This is a genomic window from Neisseria sp. P0022.S009, from assembly GCF_051956675.1.
Classification (GTDB): Bacteria; Pseudomonadota; Gammaproteobacteria; order Burkholderiales; family Neisseriaceae; genus Neisseria.
In genome coordinates, this window is the sequence record NZ_JBQCXE010000003.1 from 93,697 (window position 1) to 106,138 (window position 12,442).

A 12,442-nucleotide genomic window follows, 5' to 3' on the forward strand; every position below is an offset into this window, starting at 1 on the left:
GAAAACCATGAGAAAACCCCAACGCGGCTACGCCCGCCAAGACCGTGTCAAAGAACAAATTATGCGCGAACTGGCCGAACTCGTCCGCACCGGCCTGAAAGATCCGCGCGCAGGCTTCATCACCATCAACGAAGTCGAAGTTACCCGCGATTACAGCCACGCGACCGTGTTCTACACCGTCCTCGACGACAGCACACGCGACATCACCGAAGAAGCTTTGGAACACGCCAAAGGCCATTTGCGCAGCGAATTGGCCAAACGCATCAAACTCTTCAAAACGCCCGAGCTGCACTTCAAATACGACGAATCACTCGAACGCGGCATGAGCATTTCCAGCCTGATCGACCAAGTGGCGGCGGAAAAACCGGTTGAAGACTGATTGATTAAAACACGCAGGCCGTCTGAACCCTTTCAGACGGCCTGAACATTAACACTCCCCCTACTTAATATGACAGCCAAACCCACCAAACGCCCGGTCAACGGCGTTCTTCTCCTCGACAAATCCGAAGGTCTTTCCAGCAATACCGCCCTGCAAAAAGCGCGGCGTTTATTCCGTGCCGAAAAAGCCGGGCATACCGGCGTACTCGATCCTTTGGCCACAGGGCTTTTGCCTGTTTGTTTCGGCGAAGCGACCAAGTTTGCCCAATACCTGATTGATGCCGACAAAGCCTATACCGCCACGCTGAAACTGGGCGAAGCCAGCAGCACGGGCGATGCCGAAGGCGAAATCATCGCCACCGCACGCGCTGATATTTCATTGTCCGAATTTCAGACGGCCTGCCAAGCCTTAACGGGCGATATCCGCCAAGTTCCACCCATGTTTTCCGCCCTCAAACACGAAGGCAAACCGCTGTACGAATACGCACGCAAAGGCATCGTTATCGAACGCAAAGCGCGCGATATTACCATCTACTCCATTGATATCACTGAATTTGATGCACCCAAAGCCGTGATAGACGTACGTTGCAGCAAGGGTACTTATATCCGCACCCTCAGCGAAGACATCGCCAAACACATCGGCACATTCGCCCACCTGACCGCCCTGCGCCGTACTGAAACCGCCGGCTTTACCATTGCCCAAAGCCACACGCTCGAAGCCTTGGCAGAATTGGACGAAGCCGAACGCGATGCCCTGCTGCTGCCTTGCGATGTCTTGGTGCAACATTTCCCCAAACTTGAGCTAAACGACTACGCCGTTACCATGCTCAAACACGGCCAACGTCCCCAGTTCACCGAAGACATTTCCGCCGAGCAGCCCATCCGTGTGTACAACCGAGACGGCACATTTATCGGGCTGGTGGAATATCAAAAAGAAATAGGCCGTCTGAAAGCCTTGCGCCTGATGAATACCGCCGACCAATAACTTCCTGCAAAGAGAGCCGATCATGAAAGTCTATACCGCCGCCCAAATGCGCGAACGCGAACAAGCAGCCGTCGATAAAGGCACAAGCTTCGACCAACTAATGGAAAACGCCGGTAGCTCTGCCGCCCGAGACCTCATGCAGCGTCACCCTCAAGCCGGACGCGCCCTGATCGTTTGCGGCAAAGGCAACAACGGCGGCGACGGCTTAGTCATGGCAAGATATATGCAGGCGCAAGGTTGGCACATCGATATTCTGTTTTCACTCGGAGAAAACCTCTCCTCCTTGGCTCAAACCAATCAAGAACGCCTCAACGGTTTGCCCCATATTGAATTGATATCCGTCCAAAAACTGGAAGGCCGTCTGAAAAACGGTTACGACATCATTATCGAAGGCATATTCGGCACAGGCTTCAGCGGCGCGCTTCCAACCGAAATCGCCGCCCTCTGCCGCCAACTCAATCATGCAGACGGCCTGAAAGTCGCCCTCGATATTCCCACCGGCCTCAACTGCGACACCGCCGAAGCCGATCCCGACACATTCCGCGCAGACCTGACCTACACCTTTGCCGCCTACAAACCGGCGCATTTAAGCGAGTCCGGCAAAACCTATTGTCAAGAAACCGTCTGTTTACCTATTGGCATTGATTGAATACCTATAAAAAATAACAGGGTGCAATTTTGCACCCTGTAACTTTTGCTTACTTCCAAATCTGCGCCAATTTAATCCCCAGTGCCGTCAAACCAAACGAACCGAAAACATGCAGACAGGTTGCCATCAAAGCCATGCCCCAGCGTTGCGCCTGCATCAAACCCACCATCTCCACTGAAAAACCTGAAAATGTGGTCAAGCTACCGAGAAATCCGGTAATCCAAAGCAAACGCCATTGCGGATCGGTTAAGAGTTCTGCCAATACGCCGATCAGCAGCGCGCCCAGCCAGTTTGCCGCCAATGTACCAATAGAAAAAGGCGTAAAAGACACCAGCACCAAGCCAAACAGCCAACGCAATACAGCCCCGACGGCAGCGCCGCAAACAATGGGAAAAATATAAGCAAACATAATACGTTAAGAATTCAATTCAAAAAACAGGCCATCCGGTCATGAGGCCGTCTGAAAACCACACAAAGATGCCTTCATATCTTATTGCCAAATCTTAGGCGCAGATTTCAAATACCTGCCGTCATCAAAAGTACAAATCCATTGCGGCTTAAGCGCGATAAAAATGGCTGTTGAAATACCGCTCAAAAATGCCTCTGCCCAAGCGATTAAGAAGAAAACAGGAAAAGCGGTTTTCCATAATACCGCCGTATCAAATACATCCGCCCAGTTCAACAAACCGACCAAAACCACGCCGGTAAACACCATGCCGACCGCCGCGGCCCAAAAACCATTCAGAAAAATAAAGATAAAGATATTGGCAGGCAAACGCGTCACCCAATGGCGGAAGCCCAAGTTCACCAACAAAGGCGGAAGCAATACGGACAAGGCATTGATGGGGAACATATGCCAATCGCCCCAAAGCCACAAATATGGAAAAAACAGCAAAACGCCGATGCAGAACGCAGCAGAGGTGCCCAGCATTAAAGCCGTCAGGTTCAAGGCGAGCAAATGATAGCTCATGCCGGCCAGTTGTCCGCTTTCCGGGGAGGCATTCAAACTCCAAGCCAGCGGCAACATCACGGCAGCCAACAAAAATGCGGAACGATGCTGCGATACCGACACCCATGCCTGCTTTGCGCACAAAGCAAAAATCACCAGCAACACAGGCCATGCCGCCATCACGACACCAACGGGAAACCATCCGTTTTGAAAAATCATCTTCTCATCCGCAAAATGTTCAGACGGCCTATTATACGCGCCTCAAGCCACAGCTTTGACAATCCTGTCTGCCTTTGCCGTTAAAGCTTGTTTCGGCTGGTTTTGTTTACCTGAAAAAAGCGTTAGAATAACGGACTTTGCCGTTTAATTAAGGGGATGGACGCATGCTTTGGACAATATTGGCTTTAATTCTGCTGGCTGTCATAGCCGGATTGTTCTGGTGGCGCCAGAAACAAGAGCAAAAGTGGCGCCAAGAATTGGCCCGACTCAGTGGCGATGAAGAAGAAATCAACGAAGAAGACAGCCCGGTCGGTTTTGCCAGCCAACTGGACAGCCTGAAACGTTTGTTCAGCATGAACAAGCGCACCGCCGACAACCATAAAATCGCCCGCATCCGCCTGCTTTCCGCGCTCGAACACAATAAAATGCAACGCGCCGAAACAAACGAAGAGCACGCAGCAGAACCCGTTGCCGAAGAGCCGGAACACATCGCAGCGACCGAGGAAGAAATCAAAGTTGCGCCTAAAACCCGCAAATCTGCCAAGCCGGAACGTATTCCTAAAATCACGCCGTTTGCACAAATGGAAACGCCCGAATACAGCCCATCTTTGGTGCAAAACAGCAATTTTGAAGAAATCACATTAGAAGAAGCCACCCGTTCCCTGCATGAAGCAGCGGTTGAAGAATGGAACGAGCATTTGGCCGAAAAAAATGCGCCGATTTACAAAGACGAAGTCGAAACTCCATTGTTACGCGCTTCATCCCTGCCGATGACCGGCATGGAAATCATCGACTACAACGACCCTATTTTGCGCCGCACACGCGAGCGTGCCTTGGCGCGCGCCAACAATGTCCGCGTGGCAGAAGCCAATGCGCCGCACATCGAAACCGTTCAGACGGCCTTAAGAACTGCCGAAAAAGAAGCCATACTCCCCTATACTTCCATGCAGGCTTTTCCTTCTGAAATCCAAGCGGAAGATATTCACGACAACCTTGCCCGCCGTACCGCCGCGCGCCACAAACTGGCCGCTGCCGTCGCCCCTTTGCGCGACTACTCTCCGCGCACCATTGAAAATGACGAAATTTTGGCCAACTTGGGACAAATCAGCCGTCCTGCCAGCTTACGCCGTCAAGTTCGCCATACCGAAGCGGCCGCCGAAAGATGGGCACGTAAACAAGCTGCTACGGAAGCTGTTGCACCACAACCTGCCGTACCGGCAACGCCGTCCCGTCCAAAACCGGCTGCGCCTGTTAAAAAATCCCCTTATATCTCCCGACCTGCCGCACCAAACGCAACCGTAGTCGAGCCGCCTGCCGTACCGGTCGTCCCGATGGCGAAAACCGATATTCCCGAGCCGCCCGTTTTCCAAACCTCGATTGCGCCGATTGATATTCCCGAGCCGCCTGCTTTCGAACATAAAATCCAAGTGCCGATTTTTGATGCACAAGTCAATGCGCACGTCAGCAACCAGCCTGAACGCAGTATCCGCGATTATTTAATCAGCGAATCTGCGGAAGAAGAAACAGAATTAGATGGTGAGCCAGAAGCGCCTGTACAAGAGGAAACAGAAGCGATTCAAGCGGTTGAAACGATTAAACCTGTTGAATCTATTGAAACAATCGTAAGGCCGTCTGAATATACACAGACAGTCGTTGAAACACCTGTGCAAACCGTAGAACCCAACGTTCAAGAAGATACACCAAGCGTAGCGATTCCAACTTCGGCAACACTGACCGAGGCACACCTGCCGACCACTGCCCTGCTCCTGCCGCCGCAGTTTGACCCGAGCGCCTCGCAAACTGAAGAACAGTTGTTGGAAAACAGCATTACCATCGAAGAAAAACTGGCCGAGTTCAAAGTTAAAGTCAAAGTGATGGACTCCTATTCCGGCCCGGTCATTACGCGCTACGAGATTGAGCCTGATGTCGGCGTGCGCGGCAGTGCTGTTTTGAATCTTGAAAAAGACTTGGCGCGCTCGCTTGGCGTGGCTTCCATCCGCGTGGTGGAAACCATCCCCGGCAAAACCTGCATGGGCTTGGAATTGCCTAATCCGAAACGCCAAATGATCCGCTTGAGCGAAATCTTCAATTCGCCTGCGTTTACCGAATCCAAATCCAAACTCACCCTCGCACTCGGCCAAGACATCACCGGCCAGCCTGTCGTCACCGACTTGGCCAAAGCGCCGCATCTGCTGGTTGCCGGTACGACCGGTTCGGGTAAATCCGTAGGTGTGAATGCCATGATTCTGTCCATGCTCTTCAAAGCAACGCCTGAAGACGTGCGCATGATTATGATTGACCCGAAAATGCTGGAGTTGAGCATTTACGAAGGCATTCCGCACCTGCTCGCCCCTGTCGTAACCGATATGAAGCTGGCTGCAAACGCGCTGAACTGGTGCGTCAACGAAATGGAAAAACGCTACCGCCTGATGAGCTTTATGGGCGTGCGCAACCTTGCCGGTTTCAACCAAAAAATTGCCGAAGCCGCCGCTCGTGGCGAAAAAATCGGCAGCCCGTTCAGCCTCACGCCTGAAAATCCTGAGCCATTGGAAAAACTGCCGTTTATCGTGGTCGTCGTAGATGAGTTTGCCGACCTGATGATGACCGCCGGTAAGAAAATTGAAGAACTGATTGCCCGCCTCGCCCAAAAAGCACGCGCAGCCGGTATCCATTTGATTCTTGCCACCCAACGCCCAAGCGTGGATGTTATTACCGGCCTGATTAAAGCCAATATTCCGACACGCATTGCCTTCCAAGTGTCCAGCAAAATCGACAGCCGCACGATTCTTGATCAAATGGGTGCGGAAAACCTGCTCGGCCAAGGCGATATGCTGTTCCAGCTACCCGGTACCAACTATCCGCAACGTGTACACGGCGCATTCGCCTCCGACAATGAAGTTCACCGCGTAGTGGAATACCTGAAACAATTTGGCGCACCCGACTATATCGACGATATTTTGAGCAACGGTTCCACCGAAGACTTTACCGGCACCAGCCGCAGCAACGACAGCGACCTCGACCCCATGTATGACGAAGCCGTTTCCGTTGTCTTGAAATCGCGTAAGGCCAGCATTTCCAATATCCAACGCCAACTGCGCATCGGCTACAACCGCGCCGCCCGCCTGATTGAACAAATGGAAGCCGACGGTATTGTTTCCCCGGCAGAAAACAACGGCAACCGCACCATCTTGGCGCAAAGCAGCGACCATCTGGATTAATTTATCCTTGTTTAAAATTAAGGCCGTCTGAAAACTTTTCAGACGGCCTTTTTAAATCAGATATGGTTCAGCAATTCCAATCAAATAAACAAGCAAATAAGTAATCTATAAACAACATTTCTTACAAATCTAAATGCTTTTACATTGACGGTATTTGCTTCACAAATAAACAAAGTTCAATCAACCAAACTCAACCTACAAAATACATATCTCTACCCGTTTGTCACCATTTTCAGACGGCCTTTTGTCAAGACCGGAAAAAACAGGTAAATCCGTTTTTCGATTAGAAACAATATTATTATGATTCAAGCCTTCGGCAACACCCCCACCCTTTACGAGGAAAAACAAATGAAAAAATATTTTGCAGAATTTTTCGGCACTTTTTGGCTGGTATTCGGCGGCTGCGGCAGCGCAGTATTGGCAGCAGCCTACCCTGAACTCGGCATTGGCTTTGCCGGTGTCGCCTTGGCGTTCGGCTTGACCGTACTGACCATGGCTTACGCCGTCGGCCATATTTCCGGTGGCCACTTCAACCCTGCCGTTTCCGTCGGCCTATTCATCGGCGGCCGTTTCAACGGTAAAGACCTGTTGCCTTACATCGTATCCCAAGTTGTCGGTGCGATTGCCGCTGCAGGCGTTCTGTATCTGATTGCTTCCGGTAAAACCGGTTTTGATGCTGTTGCTTCCGGCTTTGCCAGCAACGGTTTCGGCGAACACTCTCCTAACGGTTACGACATGATGGCCGCGTTGCTGATCGAATTCGTCCTGACCGCATTCTTCCTGATCATCATCATGGGTTCTACCGACAAACTGGCTCCGGCCGGCTTCGCCCCTATCGCCATCGGCCTGGGTCTGACCCTGATTCACTTGATCAGCATTCCTGTGACCAATACTTCCGTCAACCCTGCACGCTCTACCGGCGTTGCCTTGTTCCAAGGCGGCTGGGCTGTTGAACAACTGTGGTTGTTCTGGTTGGCTCCTATTGCCGGCGCAGCAGTTGGCGCGGCTATTTACCGCTTTGTTTTGGCAAACAACGACGACAAATAATCTGAACGGAATGATATTTCCGGTGCGGCCGATACCCTAAACCGTCCGCACCCAAGTTGCCGAGATACAAACGCACCGCCTGACTCAGACGGTGCGTTTGTTTTTGCCATGTTACAATACTTTCTTTTCCCACATTCTCAAACCATCATGCAAACCTTACCTTTTCAAACCGATATCGCCGCCAGAATGCTGGTCAATACTGAAAACGAAACCATCCATCCCGATGCCGTATTCGTACAAACGCAAAACGGCTACTGGATTGCTTGGCACGACCAACAATCCGCCCTGCTTGCCCCCGACACACCGCCCGATATTCCCTGCTTTTGGGTAGAAGGCGCAGAAAGCTTGGAAGAGCTGGTAAGCATGGTAGAAAACGGTGAATTTGACGAAGTCGAAGAATTTGACGGCGACGACGATGCTTGGCAAGAAGCACTCGGATGCAGCCATCATCATGAAGGACACTGCGGATGCAGCCATTGAAATGTGCAAAACGCCTGCTTCCAACACTTGCCCTTTGCCTGACGCTTAACGGCTGCGTTGTAGGCGCGGCTGTCGATTTGGCTGCGACAACCGTCCTGACTGCCGGAAAATTGGTTGTCAAAGGAACGGGTGCAGTGATTGATGCTGCCATTCCTGACGGCAAAAAAGACAAGGACAAAGAAAAGAGCAAAGAAAAGCCAAAATCGGAAGAAATCATCTATAAGGAAGAGTCCTCCGATGAAGTAACGCAATAATCCTTCAGACGGCCTCGGTAAAGTAACCCATCTTACCAAGGCTGTCTGAACATTCATCCTTACATATAGCCCTGTTCGCGCAAAGAGCAGGTTTCTTTTGCAGTTACGATAAAATGGTCTAAGAGCGTAATATCCACCAAACTTAAAGCCTGTTTCAAACGCTCTGTAAACTGCACATCAGATTCAGACGGCCTTGCCGAGCCGCCCGGATGATTGTGTGCCAAAATCAAACTGTCGGCATATTCATCCAATGCCAATTTGACAATTTCACGAATATAAACCGTGTTTTCCGCCACCGTACCGCGCGACAATTCCCGGACCGCAATCAATTGATTTTGACGGTTGAGCAGCAACGCAACGCTGACTTCGATTTTTTCATGCCCAAGATGCAGGCGCAGATAATCCGCAACCGATTTCGGGTTTGACAAAACCATCTGCTCCTGCAAATCCTCACCCAAAATCCGCCGTCCGATTTCTTTGACCACGGCAAACTGAGTATAGCTCGCCAAACCCATGCCCTTGCAAGCAGAAAGTGTTTTGGCATCCGCACTCATCAGCTTTCCCAAACTGCCAAACTCGCTCAACAAATAACGCGCCAAATCAACCGCGCTCATGCCGCGCGTTCCGACACGCAGCAAAATCGCCAGCAACTCCGCATCACTCAACGCCGCTGCACCGTGCGCCAAGAGCTTCTCCCTCGGTCGTTCCCCTTCGGGCCATTCTTTGATACTCATGTTTTCCCTTTTATTCATATAGAGGATTTAGTTTCAATTCTGAGCAAAACCGCCTCACCCGATATAAAACGTAATCCATTATGGCTTTAGCAAATTAATGCAATTTGCGTATTTTATTCTATCTTGAATTATTTTTTAAGACATTTGAATATAAATTAAACCCTTTTGTGCAGAAAAACAACGTTACCCATTTTCGCTATCCTGTTCCCCTGCCTGCCTTTCCTTTCCTATTTGTTTCAAATCAGCCGCTACAAGCATTTTCATATTGCCCCTATGAGGCTTAGGCTAATATAATATTGAGTTTGCCGAGAGCAAAAGCTGAGGCTTAAACTGCTTTCTATCCACGCTGCCTGTGCGCTTTACAAGAGTTTCAGACGGCCTCCGTCCGACTCCCGCCAGCAATCAAACAGCTTTTTATCACCCATTCGAAAATCCGTTTTGCCGGTACTCGTCTTTCTTTTTGGAGTATTGCCATTATGACCGCAACCACTGCGTCTTCAGCCAAACCTTATTTGCAAATCCAAGGCTTGGTGAAAAAGTTTGGTGACAATTACGCTGTCGATAACATCGACTTGGACATCTATCAACACGAAATCTTCGCCCTTTTGGGCAGCTCAGGCAGTGGCAAATCCACACTGCTGCGTATGTTGGCAGGCATGGAAAGCCCCAATCAGGGCAAAATCATTCTCGACGGTCAAGACATTACCAAGCTTGCCCCGTATGAGCGCCCAATCAACATGATGTTCCAAAGCTATGCCCTGTTCCCGCACATGAGCGTTGAACAAAACATTGCTTTTGGCCTGAAACAAGACAAAATGCCTAAAGGCGAAATCGATGCCCGCGTCGAAGAAATGTTGCGCCTGGTGCAAATGACCAAATACGCCAAACGTAAGCCGCACCAACTTTCCGGTGGCCAACAACAACGTATCGCTTTGGCGCGCAGCCTGGCAAAACGTCCGAAAATCCTGCTGCTTGACGAACCTTTGGGCGCACTCGATAAAAAACTGCGCCAACAAACCCAACTGGAATTGGTCAACACGCTGGAACAAGTCGGTGTAACCTGCATCATGGTTACCCACGACCAAGAAGAAGCGATGACGATGGCGACCCGTATCGCCATTATGTCCGACGGCCAATTGCGTCAAGTCGGCACACCTAGCGACGTGTACGACTACCCTAACAGCCGCTTTACCGCTGAATTTATCGGCGAAACCAATATTTTTGACGGCGTCGTTATTGACGACCGCGCCGATTTCTCCATCGTCAAATGTGACGGCTTGGAAAACCACGTCCGCATCGACCACGGCCTGGGCGTTCCGAACGACCATGAAATCTGGATCAGCATCCGCCCTGAAGACATTGATTTGCACAAAGAGAAACCGGAACACTTGGGCGCGCACAACTGGGCCCAAGGCACAGTCAAAGAAATTGCCTACTTGGGCAGCTTCGCGATTTACCACATCAAACTTGCCAACGGCCGTGTCGTCAAAAGCCAAGTTCCCGCACCTTATTGGTATGTGCGCAACATTACGCCGCCGACCTGGGACGAGACTGTCTACATCAGCTGGCCTGAAAACCAACCGACACCTCTGTTCAGTTAATTTGAGGGAAATGCAATGAACCTTAAAAAACTGAAAAACAAACTGTTCCGCCGCCCCGGCCAGCGTGCAGTGATTGCCGTGCCGTATATTTGGCTTTTGATTCTGTTTCTGATTCCGTTCGCCATCGTATTGAAAATCAGCTTTGCCGAACAAGAAATTGCCATTCCGCCATTTACGCCGCTGACAACGATTGATGAAGACTTAGGCCGTCTGAACATTGCCATCAGCTATCAGAACTACGCCGACATCTTCCAAAACTTTTGGAATACGCTCAATCCGTTTGGCGACAGTGAAAACAGCAATATCTATCTGATGACCTACTGGTCTTCGATTAAGACGGCGCTGACGACAACCATCATCTGCCTGTTGATCGGTTATCCGACCGCTTATGCCATTTCACGCGCGAATCCGGCTGCGCGCAACGGCCTGCTGTTGGCAATCATGCTGCCTTTCTGGACCTCTTTCCTGTTGCGTGTTTACGCATGGATGGGCTTATTGGGACACAACGGCATCATCAACAATTTCTTAATCAAATACGGAATCATCAGCGAGCCTTTAGACTTGTTCTACAATGCTTTTTCGCTGAATTTGGTGATGGTTTACGCCTATCTGCCGTTTATGATTTTGCCGCTGTACACACAATTGGTAAAACTGGACAACCGTCTGCTCGAAGCCGCTTCCGACTTGGGTGCAGGTCCGATCAAATCGTTCTTTACCATTACCCTGCCTTTGTCCAAAACCGGCATCATTGCAGGCTCTATGCTGGTCTTCGTTCCGGCTGTCGGTGAATTTGTGATTCCTGAATTGGTGGGCGGTTCTGAAAATCTGATGATCGGTAAAGTATTGTGGCAGGCATTCTTCGACCAAAACAACTGGCCGCTGGCTTCTGCCGTCGCCGTCGTCATGGTTGCCCTGTTGGTTGTACCGATTGCCCTGTTCCAACACTATGAAAACCGCGAATTGGAAGAAGGAGGCAAATAATGCAGAAAACCAAATTATCCTGGTTCTTGAAACTGATGCTCCTGCTCTCGCTGGCATTCCTCTATATTCCGCTGGTAGTTTTGGTCATCTATTCTTTCAATGAATCCAAACTGGTTACCGTTTGGGGCGGTTTCTCAACCAAATGGTACGGCGCATTGATGGAAAACGACACCATCTTGGAAGCCGCCTGGCTGTCATTGCGTATCGCCATCGTTTCCTCGCTTGCCGCCGTGGCACTCGGCACATTGGCAGGCTACGCTATGGCGCGGATTAAACGCTTCCGTGGCAGCACCCTGTTTGCCGGTATGATTTCCGCGCCTATGGTGATGCCTGATGTGATTACCGGTTTGTCCATGCTGCTGCTGATTATTCAGGTACAAATGTTCCTGCAAGGCAGTGAATTGCTGCAATCGCTCTACTTCGATCGCGGTTTCTTCACCATCTTCCTCGGCCACACCACGCTTTGCATGGCGTACATTACCGTCGTCATCCGCTCGCGCTTGGTGGAATTGGATCAATCCTTAGAAGAAGCCGCTATGGACTTGGGCGCCCGTCCGCTGAAGATTTTCTTCGTGATTACCCTGCCGCTGATTGCCCCTGCGATTGCTTCCGGCTTCCTCTTGGGCATTACCCTGTCTTTAGACGACTTGGTCATTACCTCCTTCCTATCGGGCCCGGGTTCATCGACATTGCCGCAAGTGATTTTCTCCAAAATCAAACTCGGCCTTGACCCTCAGATGAACGTTTTGGCAACCATCCTGATCGGTATCATCGGTACGCTGGTGATTGTCGTCAACTACTGGATGATGCGTCAGGCAACCAAACGGGAACGCGAGGCTGCCGAAGCCTACCGCCAAGAAAAATTGGCAGCCGAGAAAGCCGCCTAATATGCAGACAGGCTGTCCGATAAAGTGTCGGAACAGCCTGTTTTATTAACCGCATTTTAT

At 50.7% G+C, this 12,442-nt stretch carries 13 protein-coding genes; 10 read left to right on the forward strand and 3 right to left on the reverse strand.

Annotated elements, in window-relative coordinates; all coding sequences use genetic code 11:
- Positions 1–7 precede the first annotated feature (7 nt).
- The 3 genes from rbfA (at position 8) to ACTHUG_RS05430 (ending at position 2,012) form a co-directional block, all read left to right on the forward strand.
- Complete coding sequence (gene rbfA / locus ACTHUG_RS05420) at positions 8–379, forward strand: 30S ribosome-binding factor RbfA (RefSeq protein ID WP_003685554.1); 372 nt, start codon at positions 8–10, stop codon at positions 377–379.
- 69 nt (positions 380–448) lie between these two features.
- Entirely contained in the window at positions 449–1,363 is a 915-nt protein-coding gene (gene truB, locus ACTHUG_RS05425) for a tRNA pseudouridine(55) synthase TruB (RefSeq protein WP_440385745.1), read from the forward strand.
- Positions 1,364–1,385: 22 nt separating this feature from the next.
- Positions 1,386–2,012, forward strand: a complete 627-nt coding sequence (locus tag ACTHUG_RS05430) for an NAD(P)H-hydrate epimerase (RefSeq protein ID WP_440385744.1) — start codon at positions 1,386–1,388, stop codon at positions 2,010–2,012.
- A 49-nt stretch (positions 2,013–2,061) separates the two neighbouring features.
- Here the strand turns inward: ACTHUG_RS05430 and ACTHUG_RS05435 are convergent, their stop codons facing one another.
- Together ACTHUG_RS05435 and ACTHUG_RS05440 are read right to left on the reverse strand one after the other, a co-directional pair.
- Positions 2,062–2,421 (reverse strand): CrcB family protein, encoded by a 360-nt coding sequence (locus ACTHUG_RS05435; RefSeq protein ID WP_440385743.1) that lies wholly within the window; start codon positions 2,419–2,421, stop codon positions 2,062–2,064.
- Between the two features lie 81 nt (positions 2,422–2,502).
- Positions 2,503–3,180, reverse strand: a complete 678-nt coding sequence (locus tag ACTHUG_RS05440) for an energy-coupling factor ABC transporter permease (RefSeq protein WP_440385742.1) — start codon at positions 3,178–3,180, stop codon at positions 2,503–2,505.
- A gap of 164 nt (positions 3,181–3,344) precedes the next feature.
- On the opposite strand from ACTHUG_RS05440, the gene ACTHUG_RS05445 reads away from it, so the two are divergent.
- From ACTHUG_RS05445 to ACTHUG_RS05460, 4 genes are all read left to right on the forward strand, one after another.
- Entirely contained in the window at positions 3,345–6,398 is a 3,054-nt protein-coding gene (locus tag ACTHUG_RS05445) for a DNA translocase FtsK (RefSeq protein ID WP_440385741.1), read from the forward strand.
- 300 nt (positions 6,399–6,698) lie between these two features.
- Entirely contained in the window at positions 6,699–7,445 is a 747-nt protein-coding gene (gene aqpZ, locus ACTHUG_RS05450) for an aquaporin Z (RefSeq protein ID WP_440385740.1), read from the forward strand.
- A gap of 147 nt (positions 7,446–7,592) precedes the next feature.
- Positions 7,593–7,925, forward strand: coding sequence for a hypothetical protein (locus ACTHUG_RS05455; protein WP_440385739.1), 333 nt, complete (start codon positions 7,593–7,595; stop codon positions 7,923–7,925).
- Positions 7,913–8,179, forward strand: coding sequence for an NF038104 family lipoprotein (locus tag ACTHUG_RS05460; protein WP_440385737.1), 267 nt, complete (start codon positions 7,913–7,915; stop codon positions 8,177–8,179). The genes ACTHUG_RS05455 and ACTHUG_RS05460 overlap by 13 nt, the downstream gene beginning before the upstream one ends.
- Before the next feature lie 59 nt (positions 8,180–8,238).
- Here ACTHUG_RS05460 and radC read toward each other — a convergent pair whose 3' ends face one another.
- The gene (gene radC, locus ACTHUG_RS05465; RefSeq protein WP_440385736.1) at positions 8,239–8,913 is read right to left on the reverse strand and encodes a RadC family protein; all 675 of its coding nucleotides are present in this window, start codon (positions 8,911–8,913) and stop codon (positions 8,239–8,241) included.
- 476 nt (positions 8,914–9,389) lie between these two features.
- Here radC and ACTHUG_RS05470 point away from each other — a divergent pair, with 476 nt between their 5' ends.
- From ACTHUG_RS05470 to ACTHUG_RS05480, 3 genes are read left to right on the forward strand one after another with little or no spacing between them, the layout of a single operon-like run.
- Positions 9,390–10,514 (forward strand): ABC transporter ATP-binding protein, encoded by a 1,125-nt coding sequence (locus tag ACTHUG_RS05470; protein ID WP_003746147.1) that lies wholly within the window; start codon positions 9,390–9,392, stop codon positions 10,512–10,514.
- 15 nt (positions 10,515–10,529) lie between these two features.
- Positions 10,530–11,495, forward strand: coding sequence for an ABC transporter permease subunit (locus tag ACTHUG_RS05475; protein WP_003746146.1), 966 nt, complete (start codon positions 10,530–10,532; stop codon positions 11,493–11,495).
- A complete protein-coding gene (locus ACTHUG_RS05480; protein WP_003679574.1) occupies positions 11,495–12,382 on the forward strand; it encodes an ABC transporter permease subunit in 888 nt (295 codons plus the stop codon). The genes ACTHUG_RS05475 and ACTHUG_RS05480 overlap by 1 nt, the downstream gene beginning before the upstream one ends.
- Positions 12,383–12,442: the final 60 nt, after the last annotated feature.

Coding starts and splice junctions, on each gene's coding strand:
- rbfA (WP_003685554.1), top strand. CDS start 8: ATGAGAAAACCCCAACGCGGCTACGCCCGCCAAGACCGTGTCAAAGAA.
- ACTHUG_RS05475 (WP_003746146.1), top strand. CDS start 10,530: ATGAACCTTAAAAAACTGAAAAACAAACTGTTCCGCCGCCCCGGCCAG.
- ACTHUG_RS05455 (WP_440385739.1), top strand. CDS start 7,593: ATGCAAACCTTACCTTTTCAAACCGATATCGCCGCCAGAATGCTGGTC.
- ACTHUG_RS05430 (WP_440385744.1), top strand. CDS start 1,386: ATGAAAGTCTATACCGCCGCCCAAATGCGCGAACGCGAACAAGCAGCC.
- ACTHUG_RS05460 (WP_440385737.1), top strand. CDS start 7,913: ATGCAGCCATTGAAATGTGCAAAACGCCTGCTTCCAACACTTGCCCTT.
- truB (WP_440385745.1), top strand. CDS start 449: ATGACAGCCAAACCCACCAAACGCCCGGTCAACGGCGTTCTTCTCCTC.
- aqpZ (WP_440385740.1), top strand. CDS start 6,699: ATGATTCAAGCCTTCGGCAACACCCCCACCCTTTACGAGGAAAAACAA.
- ACTHUG_RS05440 (WP_440385742.1), bottom strand. CDS start 3,180: ATGATTTTTCAAAACGGATGGTTTCCCGTTGGTGTCGTGATGGCGGCA.
- ACTHUG_RS05470 (WP_003746147.1), top strand. CDS start 9,390: ATGACCGCAACCACTGCGTCTTCAGCCAAACCTTATTTGCAAATCCAA.
- ACTHUG_RS05480 (WP_003679574.1), top strand. CDS start 11,495: ATGCAGAAAACCAAATTATCCTGGTTCTTGAAACTGATGCTCCTGCTC.
- ACTHUG_RS05435 (WP_440385743.1), bottom strand. CDS start 2,421: ATGTTTGCTTATATTTTTCCCATTGTTTGCGGCGCTGCCGTCGGGGCT.
- radC (WP_440385736.1), bottom strand. CDS start 8,913: ATGAGTATCAAAGAATGGCCCGAAGGGGAACGACCGAGGGAGAAGCTC.
- ACTHUG_RS05445 (WP_440385741.1), top strand. CDS start 3,345: ATGCTTTGGACAATATTGGCTTTAATTCTGCTGGCTGTCATAGCCGGA.